The 21928-nt window shown below is 71.5% G+C and carries 22 protein-coding genes; 4 read left to right on the top strand and 18 right to left on the bottom strand.

The window, feature by feature from the left end:
* Window positions 1–240: 240 nt before the first annotated feature.
* The 3 genes from ASC60_RS08035 to ASC60_RS08045 form a co-directional block, all read right to left on the bottom strand.
* Complete coding sequence (locus ASC60_RS08035) at window positions 241–1578, bottom strand: PhoH family protein (RefSeq protein WP_055548223.1); 1338 nt, start codon at window positions 1576–1578, stop codon at window positions 241–243.
* 396 nt (window positions 1579–1974) lie between these two features.
* Window positions 1975–2736 carry an isoprenyl transferase gene (locus ASC60_RS08040; RefSeq protein ID WP_055548225.1) on the bottom strand — a complete coding sequence of 254 codons (762 nt, stop codon included), beginning with the start codon at window positions 2734–2736 and terminating at the stop codon, window positions 1975–1977.
* A 348-nt stretch (window positions 2737–3084) separates the two neighbouring features.
* A complete protein-coding gene (locus tag ASC60_RS08045) occupies window positions 3085–3831 on the bottom strand; it encodes an A24 family peptidase (protein WP_055548227.1) in 747 nt (248 codons plus the stop codon).
* 89 nt (window positions 3832–3920) lie between these two features.
* Here ASC60_RS08045 and ASC60_RS08050 point away from each other — a divergent pair, with 89 nt between their 5' ends.
* Both ASC60_RS08050 and ASC60_RS08055 read left to right on the top strand, forming a co-directional pair.
* Window positions 3921–4370: a DUF192 domain-containing protein gene (locus tag ASC60_RS08050; RefSeq protein WP_055548229.1), complete on the top strand. Its 450-nt coding sequence runs from the start codon at window positions 3921–3923 to the stop codon at window positions 4368–4370.
* A 54-nt stretch (window positions 4371–4424) separates the two neighbouring features.
* A complete protein-coding gene (locus ASC60_RS08055) occupies window positions 4425–4835 on the top strand; it encodes a cold shock domain-containing protein (RefSeq protein ID WP_055548231.1) in 411 nt (136 codons plus the stop codon).
* A gap of 32 nt (window positions 4836–4867) precedes the next feature.
* Here the strand turns inward: ASC60_RS08055 and ASC60_RS08060 are convergent, their stop codons facing one another.
* The 13 genes from ASC60_RS08060 to ASC60_RS08120 all read right to left on the bottom strand — a co-directional run bounded on the left by ASC60_RS08060 (window position 4868) and on the right by ASC60_RS08120 (window position 16380).
* Complete coding sequence (locus ASC60_RS08060; protein ID WP_055548233.1) at window positions 4868–5356, bottom strand: universal stress protein; 489 nt, start codon at window positions 5354–5356, stop codon at window positions 4868–4870.
* A gap of 7 nt (window positions 5357–5363) precedes the next feature.
* Window positions 5364–6620, bottom strand: coding sequence for an SLC13 family permease (locus ASC60_RS08065; RefSeq protein WP_055548777.1), 1257 nt, complete (start codon window positions 6618–6620; stop codon window positions 5364–5366).
* A 273-nt stretch (window positions 6621–6893) separates the two neighbouring features.
* Entirely contained in the window at window positions 6894–7523 is a 630-nt protein-coding gene (locus tag ASC60_RS08070) for an OmpA family protein (RefSeq protein WP_055548235.1), read from the bottom strand.
* An 8-nt stretch (window positions 7524–7531) separates the two neighbouring features.
* Window positions 7532–8119 (bottom strand): hypothetical protein, encoded by a 588-nt coding sequence (locus tag ASC60_RS08075; RefSeq protein ID WP_055548236.1) that lies wholly within the window; start codon window positions 8117–8119, stop codon window positions 7532–7534.
* 36 nt (window positions 8120–8155) lie between these two features.
* Window positions 8156–8851: a pilus assembly protein TadG-related protein gene (locus tag ASC60_RS08080; protein ID WP_079038252.1), complete on the bottom strand. Its 696-nt coding sequence runs from the start codon at window positions 8849–8851 to the stop codon at window positions 8156–8158.
* Between the two features lie 8 nt (window positions 8852–8859).
* Entirely contained in the window at window positions 8860–9024 is a 165-nt protein-coding gene (locus ASC60_RS42105; RefSeq protein WP_199830888.1) for a hypothetical protein, read from the bottom strand.
* 270 nt (window positions 9025–9294) lie between these two features.
* On the bottom strand, window positions 9295–10188 hold the full coding sequence (locus ASC60_RS08090) for a DUF5936 domain-containing protein (protein ID WP_055548240.1): 894 nt from the start codon (window positions 10186–10188) through the stop codon (window positions 9295–9297).
* A gap of 14 nt (window positions 10189–10202) precedes the next feature.
* Window positions 10203–11141 (bottom strand): type II secretion system F family protein, encoded by a 939-nt coding sequence (locus ASC60_RS08095; RefSeq protein WP_199830889.1) that lies wholly within the window; start codon window positions 11139–11141, stop codon window positions 10203–10205.
* A gap of 4 nt (window positions 11142–11145) precedes the next feature.
* Entirely contained in the window at window positions 11146–12519 is a 1374-nt protein-coding gene (locus ASC60_RS08100; RefSeq protein WP_055548243.1) for a CpaF family protein, read from the bottom strand.
* Complete coding sequence (locus ASC60_RS08105) at window positions 12516–12914, bottom strand: TadE/TadG family type IV pilus assembly protein (protein ID WP_055548245.1); 399 nt, start codon at window positions 12912–12914, stop codon at window positions 12516–12518. The genes ASC60_RS08100 and ASC60_RS08105 overlap by 4 nt, the downstream gene beginning before the upstream one ends.
* A 14-nt stretch (window positions 12915–12928) precedes the next feature.
* Window positions 12929–14719, bottom strand: a complete 1791-nt coding sequence (locus ASC60_RS08110; RefSeq protein ID WP_055548247.1) for a P-loop NTPase — start codon at window positions 14717–14719, stop codon at window positions 12929–12931.
* A 25-nt stretch (window positions 14720–14744) separates the two neighbouring features.
* Window positions 14745–15449: a Flp pilus assembly protein CpaB gene (gene cpaB, locus ASC60_RS08115; protein ID WP_055548249.1), complete on the bottom strand. Its 705-nt coding sequence runs from the start codon at window positions 15447–15449 to the stop codon at window positions 14745–14747.
* 28 nt (window positions 15450–15477) lie between these two features.
* The gene (locus ASC60_RS08120) at window positions 15478–16380 is read right to left on the bottom strand and encodes a hypothetical protein (protein ID WP_055548251.1); all 903 of its coding nucleotides are present in this window, start codon (window positions 16378–16380) and stop codon (window positions 15478–15480) included.
* Window positions 16381–16664: 284 nt separating this feature from the next.
* On the opposite strand from ASC60_RS08120, the gene ASC60_RS08125 reads away from it, so the two are divergent.
* The gene (locus ASC60_RS08125) at window positions 16665–17651 is read left to right on the top strand and encodes a chitinase (RefSeq protein ID WP_055548253.1); all 987 of its coding nucleotides are present in this window, start codon (window positions 16665–16667) and stop codon (window positions 17649–17651) included.
* Window positions 17652–17739: 88 nt separating this feature from the next.
* Here the strand turns inward: ASC60_RS08125 and ASC60_RS08130 are convergent, their stop codons facing one another.
* Complete coding sequence (locus ASC60_RS08130; RefSeq protein ID WP_055548255.1) at window positions 17740–18585, bottom strand: serine protease; 846 nt, start codon at window positions 18583–18585, stop codon at window positions 17740–17742.
* A gap of 125 nt (window positions 18586–18710) precedes the next feature.
* On the opposite strand from ASC60_RS08130, the gene ASC60_RS08135 reads away from it, so the two are divergent.
* Window positions 18711–20075, top strand: a complete 1365-nt coding sequence (locus ASC60_RS08135; protein ID WP_079038253.1) for a M14 family metallopeptidase — start codon at window positions 18711–18713, stop codon at window positions 20073–20075.
* A 378-nt stretch (window positions 20076–20453) separates the two neighbouring features.
* Here ASC60_RS08135 and ASC60_RS08140 read toward each other — a convergent pair whose 3' ends face one another.
* Entirely contained in the window at window positions 20454–21926 is a 1473-nt protein-coding gene (locus ASC60_RS08140) for a GntP family permease (protein ID WP_055548259.1), read from the bottom strand.
* Window positions 21927–21928 lie beyond the last annotated feature (2 nt).

Here is a 21928-nt window from a genome sequence, read left to right on the forward strand (position 1 = left end):
AGTTCTGGTACTGCTGTGGTTCTGTACCGCTGGGGGTACTGGTGTGCCGTATGCGGGGCCTGACAGAACCCACACACTGCCGGACACGCATACCGGAAGGCAATTCCCCGGGAGGTGCGAAAGCTCACACCCCGTTTACGCCCTAGGTTTTCTGGAAATCCACGCGCGTGAACGCGCCGCACAGTTAGGCTCTTTGGCCTTCCCGTGCGGCGCGTTGCCGACGTACCGGACGCAACCGGCTCAGATGTGGCCGTCCTCCAGCATTTCGGTCACCAGGGCCGCGATCGGCGATCGCTCCGAGCGGTTGAGGGTGATGTGCGCGAAGAGCGGATGCCCCTTCAGCTTCTCGACCACCGCCACCACCCCGTCGTACCGCCCGACGCGGAGGTTGTCACGCTGCCCCACGTCATGGGTGAGCACCACGCGGGAGTTGGCGCCGATTCGGGACAGAACGGTCAGAAGGACGTTCCGTTCGAGCGACTGCGCCTCGTCGACGATCACGAAGGCGTCGTGCAGCGACCGGCCGCGGATGTGGGTGAGCGGAAGCACCTCCAGCATGCCGCGCTCCACCACCTCCTCGATCACCTCGGAACTGGTCACCGCGGACAGCGTGTCGAAGACCGCCTGAGCCCACGGGCTCATCTTCTCGGCCTCGCTGCCGGGCAGATAGCCCAACTCCTGGCCGCCCACCGCGTACAGCGGCCGGAAGATCATCACCTTGCGGTGCTGCCGCCGCTCCAGGACCGCCTCCAGGCCCGCGCACAGCGCGAGCGCCGACTTGCCCGTACCGGCCCGGCCGCCCATCGACAGGATCCCGACCTCGGGGTCCAGCAGCAGATCCAGCGCGATGCGCTGCTCCGCGCTGCGCCCGTGGATGCCGAACGCCTCCCGGTCGCCGCGCACCACCCGCACCTGCCCGTCCGGGGTGACCCGGCCCAGCGCCTTGCCGCGCTCCGACTGGAGGACCAGTCCGGTGTGCACGGGCAGTTCGGCCGCCTCGGGGATGTACGCGGTCTCGGCGGCGAACAGGTCGTCCACCTGCTCGGCGGAGACGGCCAGCTCCGCCATCCCCGTCCAGCCCGAGTCGGTGATCGCCAGCTCCGCGCGGTACTCCTCGGCGAGCAGCCCCACCGAGGACGCCTTGATGCGCAGGGGCAGGTCCTTCGAGACGACGGTGACGTCGTACCCCTCGGCCTGCAGGTTCCGGGCGACGGCGAGGATCCGCGCGTCGTTGTCCCCCACCCGGCCCCCGTGGGTCAGGAAGGCCGCGGGGAGGATTCCCGGGTCGGAGTGGTTGAGCTCGACGCGCAGGGTGCCGCCCAGGTCGCCGATCGGAATCGGAGCGTCCAGACGGCCGTACCGGATGCGGTACTCATCCAGCAGGCGCAGCGCCTGCCGGGCGAAATACCCCAGTTCCGGGTGGTGCCGCTTGGCCTCCAGTTCCGTGACCACGACGACCGGCAGCACGACTTCGTGCTCGTCGAAACGGGCCATGGCGCCTGGGTCGGCAAGCAGGACGCTGGTGTCGAGGACATAGGTGCGCCGGTCGTGCTCGCGGCGTTTCTTGCTGGTCACCACGGGTGGACGAACCCCCTCGGGAGAGGTTGGGGTGCGACGGCGTCGCGGGAGTGAGGCGTCCCCGCCGTAGACGGGGAGCGGACCGGGCTCAGGCTCCACGGAACGGGCCGAGCGCCGGCCCTCCGCGTCATACGCACGATCCGCACAGTCGTCCGTGTGCAAAGGGCCTCCCGGGCGAACGGCCCGATGCCGTCCGCTGGCAGTTCGACACCCACTGGACAGTGGAACAGGGCGTCGACCTGGAAGGGATATTCCCTCGAAGGTGCGCGGCCATGCAACGGCATATGACGGCCCGTACATGAACGTTGTGGAACGAGCGACGCGAGACGGCGGCCGGGGCCGGACGCCGTCTCGCGTCCGGCCCCGGCCGGTGAACTGCTTTGTGGGATAAGGCGATCAGTTGCCGTAGCGGCGGTGCCGCGCCGCGTAGTCACGCAGGGCGCGGAGGAAGTCGACCTTCCGGAACGCGGGCCAGAAAACCTCGCAGAAGTAATACTCCGAATGGGCACTCTGCCACAGCATGAAGCCCGACAGCCGCTGCTCGCCGCTGGTGCGGATCACCAGGTCCGGATCGGGCTGACCACGGGTGTACAGGTGTTCGGCGATGAGGTCGATGTCGACGACCTCGGCCAGCTCCTCGAAGGACGTGCCCTTGGTGGCGTGCTCGAGGAGCAGCGAGCGCACCGCGTCGGCGATCTCCTGGCGGCCGCCGTAGCCGACGGCGACGTTGACCAGTATTCCGTCGACGTGCTCCGTGTCCCGCTCGGCCTCCTTGAGGACCGTCTGGGTACGGGAGGGCAGCAGATCCCGGTTCCCGACGTGGTGCACCCGCCACCGGCCGTCGGCGGCCAGGTCGCGCACGGCGCCCTCGATGATGTTCAGGAGCGGCTTCAGCTCCTTCTCGGGGCGGTCCAGGTTGTCGGTGGAGAGCATCCACAGCGTGACGACCTCGACGTCCGTCTCACTGCACCAGCCCAGCATCTCCCGGATCTTGCTGGCCCCCGCCTGGTGACCCTGCTCGGTGGTGCCGCCGGAGGCGCGTGCCCAGCGGCGGTTGCCGTCGAGGATGACCCCGATGTGCTTGGGCACCTGGTCGTGGTCGAGGCGACCTTCCACCCGGCGTGCGTAGAGCCCGTACACCAGGTCGCGCAGTTTCACGTCTTCCAGCCCCTCAGTGCTTTGCATGGCTCGCCATGGCTGTCCGCCCCAAGGGCAGCACCCTACTGCGGGGCGGCGGGGGTGGCTAACCGAGCCGGTCGGACGGGGTTTCGGACGACCGGACAGACGTACGGGGCCGTACGCGATCCCCGCACTGGTCACGGTGGGTGACGGTCCGCGCGGGCTGGGTTCCGCTCGCGCAGGGCGCTGACCCCGTAATAGAGCGGGCCGGTCCGTGGGGGGGAGTACGGACCGGCCCGAGGGGGGGTTTCCACCATAACCCTTCGTGAGCGGTTGTCCATGCATCGGCGGGGGTGAGGATGCGCGCGGCGCCGATCGGGTGGGGCGTCATCCGGTGCCGAGCGCCCCCAGTACCAGCCCCGCGCCCGCACCGAGGATCATGAACGGGCCGAACGCCAGCGGCGTCCCGCGGCCCGCTCGCCGCGCCAGGACCAGGGCCATCGCGTACAGCGACCCCAGCAGCACCCCGGCGAACCCGCCCCAGAAGAGCACCGCCCAGCCGTACCAGCCGAGGGCCACCCCGAGGGTCAGCGCCAGTTTGACGTCGCCGAAGCCCATGCCGCGCGGGTTGATCAGGAACAGCACCAGATACGCCCCGCCCAGCACCGCCCCGCCCAGCAGCGCCCGCGGCCAGGACCCGGCGCTGTGCGGCAGCAGCGCCACGGCGCCGAGCAGCGCCGCCGCGGCGCCCGCCATCGGCAGGGTCAGCACGTCCGGCAGCCGGTTCACCGCCCGGTCCACCCCGGCCAGCAGCACCGCGGGCGGGGCGAGCAGCAGCCACACCGCCAGCTCGGGGCGCACCCCGGTGGCCGCCGCCAGGACCGCGCACACCAGCGCGGTGAGCAGGGCGGGCAGCGCCGGTCCCGGGCCGTACCGCCGCCCGCCGTCCCCGCACCGGGGGCAGCGCGCGGGGCCCAGCCAGCCGCGGGCCGGGCCGGTGAGGGCGTGCCCGCGCGGGCAGTCCGCGCGCCACGGCTCCTCGGGCTCGACCGCCAGCCGGTACAGCGGACGCGGCACCAGCAGCCCGGCGGCGGCACCGTACGCGGCGGCGAGGGCGATCAGCAGCGGTTGCACGGCCCGAGCCTACGGAAGCGGCGGGCCCGGGGGACCGCTTGGTGGAACACTCATCCCAAGGGTGGACGACGGTGGTGAAGGGGACGGGCATGGGCCGTTGGCGGGACGGCACCGGAACGCTGCGCGTGCTGCGGGACACACCGGTCGACGTACCGCCCGGCGTGCCGGTCGACGTACCGGTCGACGTGCCGGTCGACGTACCGGTCGACGTGCCGCTGGAGATCGCCGCCTCCTACCGCGCCCGGTCCCGCGGGCTGCTCGGCCGGGACGGGCTGACCGGCGCGATCCTGCTGACCCCCGCGAGCGGGGTGCACACCTTCCGGATGCGCTTCGCCATCGACGTCGCCTATCTCGACCGGCGGCTGACCGTGCTGGCCGTCACCACCCTGCGCCCCGGGCGGCTCGGGCTGCCGCGGCCGCGAGCGCGCCACGTCCTGGAGGCGGAGGCGGGGGCGATGGAGCGCTGGGGCCTGCGGCGGGGCACCCGGGTCGCTCTCGACCCCGGCCCTTCTTCGGCTCAGCCGCCTTATGTACGCTGAGCTCGCTGTTCGATGAGGTACATGAGGTAGAGGTACAGGGGTAGGGGTGGCACGTTGACGACGACGGGCAAGATTCTGCGGTTCGACGAGTTTCGCGGTTACGGCTTCATCGCCCCGGACGACGGCGGCGAGGACGTGTTCATGCACGCGAACGACCTCCTGGACGAGAAGCACCTGTTCCAGCCCGGTTCGAAGGTGCGGTTCATCCCCGAGTACGGCGACAAGGGCCCCAAGGCGTCCGAGGTCCGCATCCTGGAGCGCGCCGCGGCCCCCATCGTGCGGTCCTCCCCCGGGCCGGACTCCGGCGACGACACCATGTGCGATGTGCTCTCCGTGGGCGAGTTCCGGCAGGAGCTGACCGAGACGCTGGTCGACATGGGCGGCAGCCTCACCGCCGACCAGATCAAGCAGGTGCGCCGGCGCGTCATCGAGCTGGCCCAGGCGCACAACTGGATCGAGTCCTGACCCGCCTCTGACCTTACGAGGGTCCTGGGTGATCAGGGCGGCGGTGGCGGCAGCGACTCGATGCCGGGCGCTGCCGCGGGCCACACCAGCAGGACGGCGCAGGGCGCGTGGTCCACGACGAAGCGCGCGGCGGGCCCCAGACTGTGCGGCCCCAGCCGGTCGCGGTCCCCGTCACGTGCGGCGACGAGCAGGTCCACGCCGTCCGCCTCCCGCACCACCTCGTGTTCGACCCGGCCGTGCCGGTGCAGCCGGGTCACCGGCCGGTCCAGCCGCTCGGCGGCGGCGTCCAGCAGCTCCGACGCGGCGGCCTTCGCCGCCTCCTCCACCCGGTCGCCCGGATCCCGCCCGGGGCGGCCCCGGCCCAGCAGCCCCGCGAAGGCGCCGTGCGCGGCGCCCGCTACGTGGTCGTCGGTGACGTACAGCAGGCGGATCTCGGTGTCGCCCTCGGCCGGCAGCTGACCGCGTGCGGCGTCCACGGCGGACCGCCAGGTGCCCTCGGCGATCCAGATGAGCACGATCATGAGTCCCTCATAGCGTCGCCAGCATGGCCCATAGCGCCACCGTCGCCGCCACCAGCGTGGTCGGCACGGTGAGCAGCCCGAGGCGGGTGAACTCGCCCAGCCCGGAGTCGGCGTCCGCCCCGTGGTGGCGGACGATACGCCGCCACAGCAGCGTGGCCAAGGAGCCGACGTAGGTGAGGTTGGGGCCCAGGTTGACCCCGATCAGCACGGCCAGAACCGGACCCGGGCCGCCCCCGGCCGCGATCGGCAGCAGCGCCAGCGTGGCCGGCAGGTTGTTGACGAGGTTCGCCAGCACCGCCGCCACAGCCGCGATCGCGAGCAGCGTGAGCAGCCCGGTGCCCACCGGCAGCACCCGGGACAGCGCCGCCTCCAGGCCGTTGTCCAGGACCGCCTGCACCACGACGCCCAGGGCGAGCACGAACAGGCAGAACAGCGGGCCCGCCGCGCCCACCACGCCCCGTACCGTCGTCGTCCGCCGCCGCACCGCCCGTACGGCGAGCACCAGCGCCCCCGCCCCCGCGGCCCACGCGGGCTCCAGCCCGACCAGCGACGTCACGACGAACCCGGCCAGGGTCAGCCCCAGCACGCTCAGCGCGAACACCGGCACCCGCGGCCACTCGGCGGGCGGCGGCTTCGCGGTCCCGGCGGCCAGGTCCGCTGCGAAGAAGCGGCGGAAGACCACGAATTCGATGGCGATCGACACCAGCCAGGCCGGGGCCATGACCAGGGCGAACCGGGTGAACGACAGTCCGCTCGCCTCCAGCGCGAGCAGGTTGGTGAGGTTGGAGACCGGCAGCAGCAGCGACGCGGAGTTCGCCAGATGGGTGCAGGCGTAGACATGCGGCCGGGAGCGGGCGCCGAGGCGGGTCGCAGTCGCGAACACCACGGGCGTCAGCAGGACGACCGTCGCGTCCAGGCTCAGCACGGCGGTGACCAGCGCCGCCACCGCGAACACCCCGCCCAGCAGCCGGTCCGTACGCCCCCGGCAGGCCCGCGCCACGGCCTGCCCGGCCGCCTCGAACACCCCCTCGTCCGCGCACATCTGCGCCAGCAGCAGCACGGCCGCCAGAAACCCGACGACGGGCAGCAGGCTCCGGGTCTCCTCCCACGCCGCCGCCGGTGTCACGGCCCCGGTCGCCACCGCGACGGCGGCCGCGGGCACCGCCGCGACCGCCTCGGGCCAGCCGCGGGGGCGGGCGACGGCGAAGGCCAGTACGGCGAGGAGGAGGGTGACGGCGAGGATCTCGGCGACGGTGGTATTCAGGGGGTACTCCCGCGCGGGGTGGGGCGACGTGCTCCATGATGCGGCACGGTTCGGCGGGGGTCTCTCCCCCACCCCGCCCCTCCCCGAACCGGGGGCACGGCCCCCGGCCCCCTGGTGGGAGGTGCCTCCCGCGCCGGGCGTCGGCGTTCAAGCGGCGAAGGGGTGGGGCACTGGCCCGGGCCCGGCGGGGCTCCGTGGCTCGTGGCCGGGGTCCAGGGGCGGAGCCCTTGGGTCGGGAAGGGGCGGGGTGGGGGAAACACCCCCCGCGCACCCCTACGCTCCGCGCGGGAAGCTGACCTCCACGCGGCGGTTCTTCTTGCGGCCCTCCTCCGTCGCGTTGTCCGCGATCGGGTACTGCTCGCCGTAGCCGCGGATCTGGTACGCGACCGAGGAGTCCAGGCTGTCCGCCAGCCGCTGCTGCACCGCGTCGGCCCGCTTCCGGGACAGTTCGAGGCCGTGCGCGGCCGAGCCCAGGTTGTCGGTGAAGCCGAAGACCCGCACGCTCTTCGCGTGCTGCCGCTTCGCCTCGTCCGCGATGTCCTGGATACGGGCGTTCGCCTCGGCGCCGAGCTTCGCGCTGTCCTTGCCGAACAGCACCTCGGCCTGGAGGGCGAAGCTCACCTTGGTGTTGGTGTCCTCGCGCCGCTCGTCGCCGTCGTCCGTCTCGACGACCGATTTGATGTCCAGGACCCGCCCGGCCGCGAGCCTGGCGCCTTCGGGCATCCGCAGATCGGGGTCGTCGGCGTCGAGCTTGACGGGCGGCCTGGTGTCGGCGGGGGCGCCGGGGCCGCTGTCGGCGCGGGCCGGGGCGGTGAGCGTCGGTGTGGTGAGCACCAGCGCGAGGGCGGCCAGGGCCGGGCCGTACCGTACGGCGCGGCGGGCTGTCGTACGTGTCGACGTCATGGCGGGGCTCACCCGGAGAGCTTGATGCTGACGGAGGGCATGGTCGGAAGCTGGAAGTCGACCTCCGTGACGCTCTTGGGCGGGGCCGGGAACTGCGCGAAGAACGGGCGGCTCTCGTTCGGCTTGAGCCCGGACAGCCCGGTGGTGCACAGACACTGGCCATCGGTGTCCCGGAGCACGAGATACCGCTTCTTGCCCTTCGCGTCGACGAGGGACGCACCCGAGACGGACGAACGGGATTTGGCCAACTCCACCTCCGTGGAGCGCCAGTCGACCGGGTTGAACAACAGGTTGCCGCGGTTGGTCACCGTGCCGTTCACGGTGACGAATCCGCCGCTGTCGCGCACCGCGGAGTGGAGGCTGACGACGATGTTCTTCGGCCCCTTCATCTCGCCGATGACCTTCTTGGAGTCCGCGGCGGGCTCCGTCTCCCCCTGCTCGTCGTCGGTCCTGACCGCGGGTGACTTCTGCGGGGAGCCGCTGTCCTTCCCTCCGTCGTCGCCGCTGCCGCACCCGGCCACGGCGAGGGCCAGGGCCGCTCCGAGCGCCGCCGCGGCAGCCCCCCTCCGGGCCTTCGTCGTGTGCCGAATGCTCATCGCTCGCTGTCCTTTGCTCGTCTACTCGTCAGTCGCTCAGTCGGCAAGGTGCACGGAGAACAGGTCCTTGACGTCCGGGAAGAGTTCCGGGTGCGCCGGGTCGATGGTCACGTCCCTGCCGTCGCACCTCAGGGACACCGAGGGCTTCTCGTCCCCGCCGCCGTTCCCGCCGCCGTTCCCGCCGCCGTTCCCGCCGCCGTTTCCGTCCTCGTCGCCCGGCGGAGTCGGCCTCGGGGAGGCCGTCGGCTCGTCGGGCGGCTGGAGCGTACAGCGCGGACCTATGACCGCCTTGGCCGTCGCTTCTCCGTACGTGCGCTCCGTACCGGGGATGACGGTCTTGCCCACCGGCTTCTGCGTTTTGACCTTGACGGTGAAGGAAGTGGGCAGATAGTCCGGCCCGTTGCAGTCCGTCACATCGGCGCCGTTCTGGCCCGCGAACCACTGTGCCTCGTCGCAGGCGCCCGTCGCGCCGATCCCCCGCCCGTTCAGCAGGTCCTCCAGCGCGCTGCCGTCCGTCACGGCCTTCAGCAGCGCCGTGCCCAACTGGTCGCGGTAGTCCTGGGCGGCGGCGAGGGCGGCCGCGTCGGCGGCGGTCTGTCCGCCGTTGCGGGTGGCCCCGGCCTGGCCCACCGCGAAGAAGGCGAGGGCGAGGAAGAGCAGGGCCGCGACCGCGGTGATGTAGATCGGAAAGGCCTGCCCGGTGTCGCTGTCGCGGTATCCGCGAGCCTTCACGCGCTCGCTCAGATGCCGACGACCTGGGAGATCTTGTCGGAGATCGCGTTCGCGATCATGCTTCCGAAGTCCGTCGTCGACAGCACCAGGACGATGGCGACCACCACGGCAATGATCCCCAGGTACTCGATCGAGGTCTGCCCCCGGTCGTTCCCCATAACGCGCTTCCCCATCGTGTTCCCCTCCATGGGTGGCCGTCCCACTCCGGTCCGGCGACTGGGCCCCCGTGGTGTCGCTCGCGACACGAGCAAAGTACGCCGAAACCGTCGCCTCGGAACAGTGTCCCAGGGGGGATTGCCTTCCCGATACACGGTGTTCGAACCCTGTGCGCGGACGTTCGCCGCGGCTCATCCGTCTCACCCCCTCCCGCCGCCGAGGAGTTCACCGTCGACGACTGTCCCACACCTGATTGCGATCGCGAAGCATATTCGCCCAAATGACCGTCAATCTCCCGTGATCGAACCGAAGTCCGTGCCGGACCCGATGAAGAACCCCGCCACGAGCAGCACCATCGTCCCGGGCACCATGAAGGTGGTGATGACCATGGTCGCCTTCGGGACGGCGCGGGCGGCCCGGCGCCGGGCGTTCTGGGCGTCGGTGCGGCGCATGTCGTTCGCGATGGCGATCAGTGTCTCGACGATCGGAGCGCCCAGTTCCTCGCCCTGCTGCAGTGCCGTGACGAACTGGGCGACCTGTTCGGAGTCGTTCCGCTTCCGCAGTTCTTCGAACGCCTGGCGCCGGCTGACGCCCATGTCCATTTGCCGCAGTGTGATGCGAAGTTCATCCGCCCAGGGGCCCTCGTACTTCTCCGACACCCGGTCCAGCGCCTGCCGGAAACCGAGCCCCGCGCTCACCACGACCGCCAGCACGTCCAGGAAGTCCGGCAGGGTCCGGTCGATCGCGTCCTTGCGCTCCCGCACCGCCGCCCAGATCCCGACCTCGATCCAGAACAGCCCGAACACCACCATCAGCAGCGCCAGCAGCAGCTGGCCCTTCAGCAGCATGACCAGCGCGCCGCCGAAGCCGAGCATCCCGTACACCGCCCGGCGGGCCGCGTACCGGTCGACCGTCAGCCCGCCCGGATGGCCCGCCAGATCGATCCGGCGGCGCACCCGGGCCACCCGCTTCTCGCCCATCAGCCGCAGCACCAGCGGGGCGTAGCGCATGCCGAGCCGGTCGACGGCCGAGCCGACCGCGTTCGTACGGGTCGCCCCGACCTCCAGCGCGACCGCGAGGTCGCTCGGCAGCTTGGCCTCGCTGCGGTACAGCGCGATGCCGTACGCGAGGCCCGCGACCGACAGCCCGGCCGCCAGCGCCAGCAGCATTCCGAAACCCATGCCCACTACCCCGGTCAGACGTCGATCTTCGACATGCGGCGGATGAGGAAGAAGCCGATCCCGTACAGGGCGAACGCCCCGATCACCGCGGCCTGTCCCCAGATGGACCCGGTCATGCGGTCCAGCGAACCCGGTGCGATCCGGTTCATCAGCAGCAGCGTCCCGATGCCCATCAGCGGCACCACATACGCGGTGACGGTCACCTGGGACAGCTGGGTGCGGACCTCGCGCCGGGTCTCCTTGCGCTCCTCCAGCGTGTGGGTGAGGTTGCGCAGCGAGCTGACCACGGTGCCGCCCGCGCGGTTGGACAGCACCAGCGTGGTGACCAGCACCACCAGCTCCCGCGACGGCAGCCGCTCCGCCAGTTCGCCCAGCGCGTCGTCGATCGAATGCCCCACGGACAGCTTGTCGGAGACCTTGGACAGCTCCTCGCCCGCCGGGGCCTCCATCTCGTCCGCCGCCATGCTCAGCGCGGTACGCAGCGCCAGCCCGGCCTGGGTGGCGTTGGCCAGGATGCGGGACAGCTCGGGCAGCTGGTTGATGAACCGTTCGATCCGCTTCTGCCGCTGCCAGCCAAGGAACCCGAACGCCGACCAGACGGCGACGACGGCCGCGATCGGGCCGAAGAACGACGCCAGCAGCGACGCCGCCAGCAGCCACAGCCCGGCCGCCGCCGCGGCCGTGTAGACGAAGAACTCGCCGGGGGTGATGTCCAGGCCCGTCGCCGCCAGCCGCAGCTCCAGCCGCCGCCCCGCCGAGGTGGTGCGCAGCCGCCGGTCCACGCGGGCGAAGCGGCGCGGCCGCCGGGACGATTCCGCCGCCCCCGACTCCGACAGCCGGTCGATCAGCGCGCGCTGCCGGTCCGTACCCCGGGCGTAGGTGTGCACCCCGGCGACGCCCAGCGTGCCGCACACCAGCGTCGCACCGAGGGTCAGCGTCGCGAGCCGGTCCATCCGGCTACCTCCCATCCCGCGCGCCGTACGCGCCCGTGTCGTACGCGGCGCCCCGCGTGGTCAGCTGCGCCGGGGAGGCGGCCACCCCGAAGGCGGGCGGCACCGCCTCACCGGCCAGTCGCAGCCGCTCCGCCACCCGCTCCGGGAGCGGGAAGCAGGAGAACCGTCCGTGCACGATGCGGTCGGCGCCCATGGGCGCCGCGTCGAAGCGGCAGACGGTGGCGATGCGGTACTCCTCGTGGCCGTGGCTGTCCAGGAGCGCGATCTCGCTGATCCGGCGGGAGCCGTCGGCGTGCCGGACGAGCTGGACGATGCAGTCCACGGCGCTGTTGATCTGGTCGCGCAGCGCCTCGTACGGGATCGCCACATCGGACATCGAGGCGAGCGTCTGCAGCCGCATCAGCGCGTCCTCGGCGCTGTTGGCGTGGACGGTGGCGAGCGAACCGTCGTGGCCGGTGGACATGGCCTGCAGCATGTCCAGGGTCTCGCCGCCGCGCACCTCGCCGACGATGATGCGGTCGGGGCGCATCCGCAGCGAGTTGCGGACCAGGTCGCGGATGGTGATCCGGCCCTTGCCCTCGACGTTGGGCGGCCGGGACTCCAGCCGGATGACATGGGTCTGCTGGAGCTGGAGTTCGGCCGCGTCCTCGACGGTGATGATCCGCTCGCCGTCCGGGATCAGCCCGGAGAGCGCGTTGAGCAGCGTGGTCTTTCCGGAGCCGGTGGGCCCGGAGACGACGACGTTGAACTTGCCGCGCACCAGTGCCGCCAGCAGCATCAGCATCTGCTCGTCCAGCGTGCCCATGCCGATCAGCTGCTTGAGGGTGTAGGCGCGCGGGAAGCGGCGGATGGTGAGGGTGGCGCCGGTGAGCGCCAGCGGCGGGATGATCACGTTGACCCGCTCACCGGACGGCAGGCGGGCGTCGACCATCGGATTCGACTCGTCCACCCGCCGGTTGACGGTGGAGACGATGCGCTCGATGGTCTGCATCAGCTGCTCCTCGGACGCGAACCGGACGGGCACCAGCTCGACCCGGCCCGCCCGCTCCACGAAGATCTGGTCCGGACCGTTGACCATGATCTCGGTGATGGAGGCGTCCTCCAGCAGCGGTTCCAGCACGCCGAGGCCCAGCGCCTCGTCCACCACCCGGCGGATGAGCTGGGAGCGTTCGCCGGTGGACAGCACCGGGCCCTCGCGGCTGATGATGTGGCCCAGCACGCGCTCCAGCCGGGTCCGGCGCTCGGCGGCGGCCAGCGAGGACATCTCCGCGAGGTCGATCTCCTCCAGCAGCTTGGCGCGGTAGACGGCCACGAGATGCCCGTCCTGGCGGCCCTCCGCGGGCCCCTCGGGCGCGTTGATCCGGGACCGCAGGCTCATGGCCGTCCTCCCGCCGCCTGGAGCTGTCCGTCGTCGCACGGCATGGTGGCGCTCCTCTCCGCGCTGCCGAAGCCGTCGAAGCCGGGGATGACCGAGGGGATCTTCACCGTCGCGGTCGCCTGTGCCTCGCCGCCGCCGCAGCTGCCGCCGCTGATGTTGGTGCCGCCCGCCAGCCAGCCGCTGATCGCCGCCTTCCCGGCGGTGTCCGGGGTGCCCGGTTCGTCCAGCGAGCCGGTACGCGCCGCCGCCCGGGCCGCCGTGCCCGCCTGCTGGACGGCGTACGCGGCGATCCCCAGCTGGACGGCGGCCAGCGCGACGAGGATCAGGATCGGCAGAAAGCCGAGGAATTCGATCGACGCCGAGCCCCGGTCGCGTCCGGTCCTCCAACGGGTCATCGCTGTACGCCCCCTCACTGCCCCGCGCCCGCCATGGTGTCCGTCTCGTCCGCGGCGCCCGCCGCACCGGTCACCGTCCACGGGAAGTCGGCGGCGCCCGGGAACAGAATCGGCACGCTCAGCTTCACCGTCGACCGGTACACCGTGCCGTCGCCCGCGCCGGGGCAGTCGATCTCCGCGCTCCAGGAGCCGGGGATGTCGTCCTGCGCCGCGGCCTGGCAGGCGGCGGCGCCCTTGGCCGCGCCCGCCCGGGCGCCCTTGTCGGCCGCGTTGCCCGCGAGCGAGTACGTATAGCCGACGAGGACGAGCTGCCAGACCACCGCGAGCACGATGAGCGCCAGCGGCAGGACGCCGATGAACTCCACCGTCACCTGACCGCGGTCGCCGCCCCGCTTGCGCAGGAAGCGGCCGGTGGCGGACGGGGGGATCTCGTTCAGCGCGTCCGTCCCCGGGCCCGCGTCGCCCCCGTCACCGTCGTCGGCCTGCCCCGCTCCTATGGCACGGCGCCGCCGCAGCCCGGGCAGCGTGCGGTCGCCGCCCTGGGAGCCCTGGCCGCCGTGGGTGCCCTGGCCGCCGTGACCGTGCCCGCCCCGGTGGGCGGCGCGGCGGCCGGGCGGGGGCGTGCCCTGCGCTCCGTCCACCAGGCCCAGTTCCCCGGCGAGCCCCCACAGCGCCTGCTTGACGGCGGACTTGGCGTCCAGGTCCTGCATGCGGCCGGAGTCGACGGCGGGCTGCAGCTCCTTGAACCCGGCCGGGATCGCCGTCCGCGCCACCGCCGTACCCGTGGCGCGCGCGACCAGCTGCGGCTGAATCTCGGCGCTGCGGGTGTGCCGGTTGACGACCGTCACGGTCTCCTCGGCCTTGCGGATCTGGAGCCGGTCCCACAGCCGCACCATCCGCTTGGCGGCCCGCACCGCGACCACGTCCGGGGTGGTGACCAGCAGCGCGGTGTCGGCCTGTTCGACGATGGCGGCGCCCGCCGACGTCATCTGCGTACCGCAGTCGACGACCACCAGCTCGAACCGGGTCCGCAGCGCGCCGATCACCTGCCGGGCCGCCCGGTCGGTGACCTCCTCGCCGCGCTCCCCCTCCCCCGGCGCGAGCAGTAGCCCGAGCCCGGTGTGGTGGGTGAAGACCGCGTCCTGGAGCACCCGCGGCGAGATGTCGGTGATCTGGGCCAGGTCGGCGATGGAGCGCCGGAACTGGACGTCGAGGTACGAGGCCACGTCGCCGGACTGGAGGTCCAGGTCGACCAGGGCGACCGTGCGGCCCGCCGCCCGCGCGGCCAGCGCCAGCTGGACGGCGGTGACGGTCGTACCGACCCCACCCTTGGCGCCCGCGACGGCGACCAGCGTGCCGCCCGGCCCGGTGGCGGCCACGTCGCCGCCGCCCCCGAGGTGGCGCCGTACGCCGGCGGCCCACTGGGCGGCGGCCTGGACACGGGCCGCCAGCTCGTCGTATGACAGCGGCAGCCCCGCGATGCCGCGCGCGCCCGCGTCCATGGCGGCCGAGTACAGGGCCGGTCCCGCGTCGCCGGTGACGAGCACCACGCCCACCGCCGGGAAGCGCAGCGCCACCTCGCGGATCAGCTCCAGGGCTGGGGAGGGGCCGATCCGCTCATGGACGAGGACGACCTCCGGCAGCTCCTCCAGGGAGGCGGCGGCCAGCGCGGCGAGGGCGTCCAGCAGCCGGGTCGAGTCGCCCACCGGCGCCGACGGTTCGACGCCGGGCAGCTGGCCGAGCAACCCGCCGATGGCGCGGGCCGCGTCGGGGTCGCCGACGGCCGGGAGGATTCTGATCGTCACCGCGGCACCTCCTCACTCTTCTCCGTCATTTGTCGCCGTCGAGGGTGTAGGTGCGGTCGCGCGGCGCCACGGGGGCGTCCGCGCCCGGGCCGATCAGGGCGAGCCGTACGTGTGAGGCGAACGACTCGGCGTACGCGACGCGCTGCGCGTCCTTGGTGTCGAGCGCGAAGGTGATCGGCACCGCCTGGTCCACGCGCCGCTCGTCGCCCTCGTCCGGCTTCAGCGCGGACAGCTTGCCGACGTCGATGACCTCCGCCTCGTCGACGATCAGCTTGGAGACGGACTCCTCGCCCTGCGCCTTGCCCTCGAAGGTGGCGTAGATGTTGACCTTCGCACCGGGGGTGATCTTGCCCGCGACGCCCGTCGCGGCGTCGATCATGATGGCGATCTCCTGCTGCCCGGCTTTCAGCGCCGGGCGGTTGGCGATCATGTCCGTCTGGAGCAGCGATCCCCGGCTGAGCTTGGCCGCGGCTATCCTGCCGCGCACCTCGGAGAGATCGGTGACGGCGGTGGAGGGCACCCAGCGCTCGGGCATCGACACCTTCTCGAAGTCCCCCGCGGTCAGCGCCTGATACGCCTCGATGTTCCCCTTCAGCTTGTACGCGGTCGTCTCGGGACCGACCTTCGACTCCACGTCGTTGACGACGGAGAGCACCCCGGCGAACGCGCCACCGGCGCACAGGACCGACAGGACCAGCAGGATGACTCCGCGTCGCTGGCGAGAATTCATGGACGGGCAACCTCGTGAGTGGGGGCGTTTACCGGCTGGTCAGGGCGGGTCGCTCGGCGGACTGGGTCAGGGCGGGGATCTCATCGCCGCGCGGCACCGGACAGGAGCAGAAGGCGCAGCGGTCCCCGATGAGTTCGAACCCGCACCAGTGGCACTCCTCTTTCCGTACGGACGCCACGAGTTGGTAGAGCACGGAGAGGTCCGGGATGGCCGCCGCGAATTCGATCAGCTTCGCGGTGCCCCACCAACGCGCCGACTCGGCGGGCAACGGCACCTCCTGGACGTCCCCGACGCCCCAGGAGGGCGCCAGCGCCCCGCTGACCCAGTCGTCGCGCGGGGCCGTCCCATGCCCGTGGCTGGTGAGCTGGCCGCGCGCGATGGTCATGTGGGTGGCGAAGGCGGGCCCGGGCAGCGCGCCGCCCCCACCCACCTTGACCAGCTGCGGCTCGGGGTGCGCGAGCACGGCGAACTGGGCGCCCGGCATCCAGGACTTGACGTGCGAGGTCAGGCTCACCGGCACCCGGTCCAGCTTGGCGACGCTGCCGAGCAGCGCGCCCGCGTGCACGTAGTGCGCCAGCAGCCGGGCGGAACAGGCCAGCACGCCCGGGCTGATGTCGGAGACGGACAGCTGCCGCAGCTGACGGGCGATGACCGCGACGGCCAGCGGCGGCAGTTCGAGCGGGCACAGCGCCATCCGTTCGCTCTCCAGGACCGAGCGCACGGTGTGCAGCCTGCGGATGAAGGGCGGCGGGGTGGCGGCGGGATAGAGCGCCACCAGATAACCCTGGTGCTCCAGGAGCGCCCCGACCTCGGCGAGCGCGTCGTCCAGCGACTGCTCCTCCGGCGGCCGCAGCACTACGGCCGACGGAGTCTGCCCGTCGGGCGGTGGAAGCACCAGCTCACGGCTGGTGACTGCTATCGCGGTGGGCACGTCGGCTACCCCGTCTCACGTCGTCGCCGACCGGCGGCGGCCGCAGTTCATGAACTGCCCCTGGCTGGTGCATCGTCACTTTATCCACGAAAGCCGCGTGAGAGAACAGTTCCTCTGCGTTACACCCTCCTGGTGACGGTGCGGCCCCCGCGCGGCCCCCACCCAGCTATTTACGCCATGGTCTTGACAACCGCATTGGTCTGGACCACCTTGGTCGCACGCCTCAGGGGCCCCTGGACGCGCACAGGCACCACCTCCCTTCCCCCCACACATCGGAGGCTGTCGTGGCACGCGCACACATCAGGAAGAGGCTGCTCGGAGTGGCGGCGGTCGCCGCGCTCGCCGCCGGCGGACCGCTGTCCACCGGCTCCGCCGACGCGGCCGGCGCCGCCGTACCGGCGCACGCCGTCACCGGTTACTGGCAGAACTTCGACAACGGCGCGACCGTGCAGAAGCTGCGTGACGTCCCGGACGACTACGACATCATCGCGGTGGCCTTCGCGGACGCCACCGGCACCCCGGGCGGTGTCGACTTCCGCCTCGACCCGGCCGTCGGCTACACGAGCGAACAGCAGTTCAAGGACGACATCAAGGCCAAGCAGGCGGCCGGCAAGTCCGTCATCATCTCCGTCGGTGGTCAGAACGGCACGGTCTCGGTCGCCGACGACGCCTCGGCGGACGCCTTCGCCGCCTCCATCACCGGCCTGATGGACGAGTACGGCTTCGACGGCGTCGACATCGACCTCGAAAACGGCGTCAACAGCACCTACATGGCCAAGGCGCTCAAGGCCGTCCACGACGAGAAGAGCGATGTCGTGGTGACGATGGCGCCCCAGACGATCGACATGCAGTCGACGTCCACCGAGTACTTCAAGACGGCCCTGGCCATCAAGGACTTCCTCACCGTCGTCAACATGCAGTACTACAACAGCGGCTCGATGAACGGCTGCGACGGCAAGGTCTACGCCCAGGGCTCGGTCGACTTCCTCACCTCCCTCGCCTGCGTCCAGCTCGAAGGCGGCCTCGACCCGTCCCAGGTCGGCATCGGCGTCCCCGCCTCGCCCAAGGGCGCCGGCTCCGGCTATGTCGAACCGTCCGTGGTGGGCGCGGCCCTGGACTGCCTCGCCAAGGGCACCGGCTGCGGCAGCTTCAAGCCCGCCAAGACCTACCCCGGCATCCGTGGCGCGATGACCTGGTCCACCAACTGGGACGCGGCGGCGGGCAACGCCTGGTCCAAGGCGGTCGGCCCGCACGTCCACGGCCTGCCGTAGCCCCACCCGTCCAGCACGGTCGTTCGACGAATACCGGTGCGCCCAGGCCATGGAGGCCGGGGCGCACCGGCTCATGTCACGACTTGCGTCACGGCTTGGGCAGCGCGCATCCGGCGAGGCTGAGGTCGATCTTGTTCCCGGTGGTCACGCACGTGGTGATCCCGTACGTCTGCTGGGCGTAGTTGATGCCCTTGCGGACCGTCACCGCGCCGCTCTCGTCGACCTCGCACGGGTTGTTGAGGGTGCACCGCGCCCCGTCCTCGTTGCCCGTGTTGTTCACGGCCAGGACCGTGCCGGTCGCGCTGTCGACGACGGGCGAACCGGACGTTCCGCCGATCGTGTTACAGGCGGAGGTGTAGCGGACCGAATCCTTCCAGGTCCAGTCGCCTTCCTTAAGACGATATGCGAATCCGTCGATAGTGCAGGAGTAGATCTTCTTCCAGTAGCCGGAGACCACCTTGATGCTGGTGCCCTGGGCCGGGCGACTGTCGGACAGCCGCAGGGCCTTGATGCCGTACCTCTGCTGTATTTGGGCGTACGTCGAGGTCAGCTGGTACAGCGAGACGTCGGTGTCGGTCATGGTCGCGTACGCGACCTTGCTCGCCCGTACCGTGCCCGCGTTCCCGCCGGAGCTGTTCAGCAGGGTGAAGCTGCGGCTCGACGACTGGTCGACGATCACCTCGCCCGCGCTCGGGAAGCCGCTCTCCAGGCAGTGGCCGTTGGAGAGGACGAGCGCGGGGTCGGTGTCGGCGGACTTCGCGGTCCGTACGACCGAGCCGGAGCAGTTGCTGAGCGCGACCGTTCCGGCGAAGTCGACCGCCTGCGCGGCCCGGGGGTGGGAGGAGGAGGCGGCCGCCGGGGCGGCGCCGACGCCGACGAGGGTCGCCCCGCCCAGTAAGAGGGCCGAGAGCGCGCCGACGAGAGGTCTGTTCACAGGGGGGTTCCTTCCCTCGATGAGAAGTTCCTTCGGCTTCGACCATTTCCCGCCCTTGACCATGTCATGCGCATGGCCGAACACTGGCGCAGCAGTCGCTCGCCTCTCACCTCCCAGGAGCATGTATGCGACTTCGCACCCGCGGCAGACGGGTGACCGCCCTCGCCGCCCTGTTGTCCCTCGCCCTCGCCGCCCCGATCGCGGCCCAGGCCGACGATCCGGCCTCCGGGCGTGCCCCCTCGGCCGGTGCGGCTTCCGGCCCGGCGTCCCGCGCCGCCGATGAATCCGTACGCCAGTACGAGGTCGCGGGCCCGGCCACTCCCGCCCAGCGCTCCGCCGTCGCCGCCACCGGGGTCTCCATCGATGAGACCGACGCCCGCTCCGTCGTCGTCACCGCCGACCCAGCCCAGGTCAGACGGTTGCGCGGGCTCGGCTACCGGCTCACCGCGCTGCCGGGCCCGGCCGATCGCGGTGCGGGCCGGGACGCCGTGCCGTTCGACTTTCCCTCGGCGGACGCGAAGTACCACAACTACGCCGAGATGAACGCCGAGATCGACGCGGCCGTAGCCAAGTACCCCACCATTCTGAGCAAGCGCGTCATCGGAAAGTCGTACGAGGGCCGGAACATCGTCGCGCTGAAGATCAGCGACAACGTGGCCACCGACGAGGCCGAGCCCGAGGTGCTGTTCACCCACCATCAGCACGCCCGGGAGCACCTCACCGTGGAGATGGCGCTGTATCTGGTGCACCAGCTGACCGACGGCTACGGCACCGACTCCCGCATCACCGACATCGTGAACGGCCGGGAGATCTGGATCGTCCCGGACCTCAACCCGGACGGCGGCGAGTACGACATCGCGACCGGCCGCTACCGCAGCTGGCGCAAGAACCGGCAGCCCAACTCCGGCTCCTCCTCGATCGGCACCGACCTCAACCGCAACTGGGACTACAAGTGGGGCTGCTGCGGCGGCTCCTCCGGCTCCGCGGGCTCGGAGACCTACCGCGGCGCCAAGGGCGAGTCGGCCCCCGAGGTCAAGGTCGTCGCGGACTTCGCGCGCAGCCGGGTCGTGGGCGGCAAGCAGCAGCTCAAGGCCGCCATCGACTTCCACACCTACAGCGAGCTGGTGCTGTGGCCGTTCGGGTGGACGTACGACGACACCGCGACCGGGATGACCAAGGACGACCATGACGCGTTCGCCGCGATCGGCAAGAAGATGGCCGCGAGCAACGGCTACACCCCCGAGCAGTCGAGCGACCTCTACATCACGGACGGCACGATCGACGACTGGCTGTGGGGCAGTCAGAAGGTGTTCGCGTACACCTTCGAGATGTACCCGTCCTCCAGCGGCGCCGGCGGCTTCTACCCGCCGGACGAGGTGATCGACCGCGAGACGAGCCGTAACCGGGACGCGGTGCTGCAACTGCTGGAGAACGCGGACTGCGTGTACCGGTCGATCGGCAAGGAAGCGCAGTACTGCGCGACGGCCTGACCGGCCGGGGAGCCCCGGGGCGCGGACCCGCCCCGGGGCGTATCCGTGGCTAAGGGCTGTCCCGCAATCCCCAGTGGATCAGCGAGCGGCGTCAGATGCGGTCAATCGCAAGGCGGAGGGTCGTCCTCGTACCGGGTCGTACTCGGGCGATCCCGACAACGCAGCGAGTGGCCGTAGCTGGCGTCGGGAGCCCGCTGGGGATTGCGGGACAGCCCTTAGTGCCGCGTCAGTCAGGGTTTGCCCGGTAGCGAGGCGTCCTGGTGCGGTCAGATGCAAGGCGCCGGATCGGCCTCGTAGTGGGCCTACTCGGTCGATTCGGCAACGCCGCAGATGGCCGTGCCAGGGCGGCGAGCGGGGTGAACCTTGGCTGACGCGGCACTAGATCACCAGGCTCAGCAGGCCCGCCACCGCGAAGCCCGCCACCGACAGCACCGACTCCAGCACGGTCCACGACTTGAGCGTGTCCCGCTCGGAGATCCCGAAGTACTTCGCCACCATCCAGAAGCCGCCGTCGTTGACGTGCGAGGCGAAGATCGAGCCCGCCGAGATCGCCATGATGACCAGCGCCAGATGGGCCTGCGAGTAGTGGCCGGAGGCCAGCATCGGGGAGACGATGCCCGCGGTGGTGACGATGGCGACCGTCGCCGAGCCCTGCGCGACCCGCAGCACCACGGAGATCAGCCAGGACAGCAGGATCACCGGCAGGCCCGCGCTGTCGAAGGCGTCCGCGAGGGCCTGGGCGACGCCGCTGCCCTTGAGGACGGCGCCGAAGACGCCGCCCGCGCCGACGACCAGGATGATGTTGCCGACCGGCTTGAGGGAGGCGGTGGAGACGGTCTCCAGGGACTGGCGGGACCAGCCGCGCCGGATGCCCAGCAGGTAGTACGCGAGGAACAGGGCGATCGTCAGCGCCACGAAGGGGTGGCCGAAGAACTCGATGACCGAACGCCCGGTGCTCGGGTCCAGCGCGATGGAGGAGAACGTCGCGCAGAGGATGAGGACCAGCGGCGTACCGATGATGGCGAGGACCGTGCTCACCGCCACCGGCCGCTCCCCGGCTCCGCCGCCCGCGGCCCGCTGCTCGGCGGCGACCGCCTCCCGGGACTCCTCCGCCGCCTCGACCATGTCCTGCGGTACGGGGACGAAGATCCGCCGGCCGATCCAGGCGGCGTACGCCCACGCGGCGAGCACGGACGGGATGCCGACGAGGATGCCCATCAGGATGACCCAGCCCAGGTCGACGTGGAGCAGTCCGGCCGCGGCCACCGGACCGGGGTGCGGGGGCAGGAAGGCGTGGGTCATGGAGAGCCCGGCGAGCAGCGGCATCGCGTACAGCACGATCGACTTGCCGCTGCGCTTGGTGGCCGCGTACACGATCGGCGCCAGGACGAAGATGCCGACGTCGAAGAAGACGGGTATGCCGAAGATCAGGCCGGTCAGCCCCATGGCGAGCGGGGCGCGCTTCTCGCCGAAGAAGCCGAGGAGGCGGGAGCTGAGCGCCTCGGCGCCGCCGGAGACCTCCAGGATCGCGCCGAGCATGGTGCCCAGGCCGATGATGATCGCGATGTGGCCGAGGATGCCGCCCATACCGGATTCGATCAGCGAGACGGCGTCGGACTTCTGGACGGTGCCGAAGAGTTCGGTGACCGAGAGCCCGGCGGCCAGGCCGACGGCTATGGAGACGCCGAGCAGCGCCACGAAGGGCTGCAGCCGGACCTTGATGATCAGGTAGAGGAGGAGGGCGATGCCCAGGGCGGCGACGGTCAGCAGACCGGCGGTGCCGGGGATGATCGCGAGCAGACCACCGGTGTGGGGTGGGGTCTCGGCAGCGGGCGCGGCTGCGAGCAGCATGG

Source organism: Streptomyces sp. NBRC 110028 (assembly GCF_001417735.1).
In the GTDB taxonomy this organism is placed as follows: domain Bacteria; phylum Actinomycetota; class Actinomycetes; order Streptomycetales; family Streptomycetaceae; genus Streptomyces.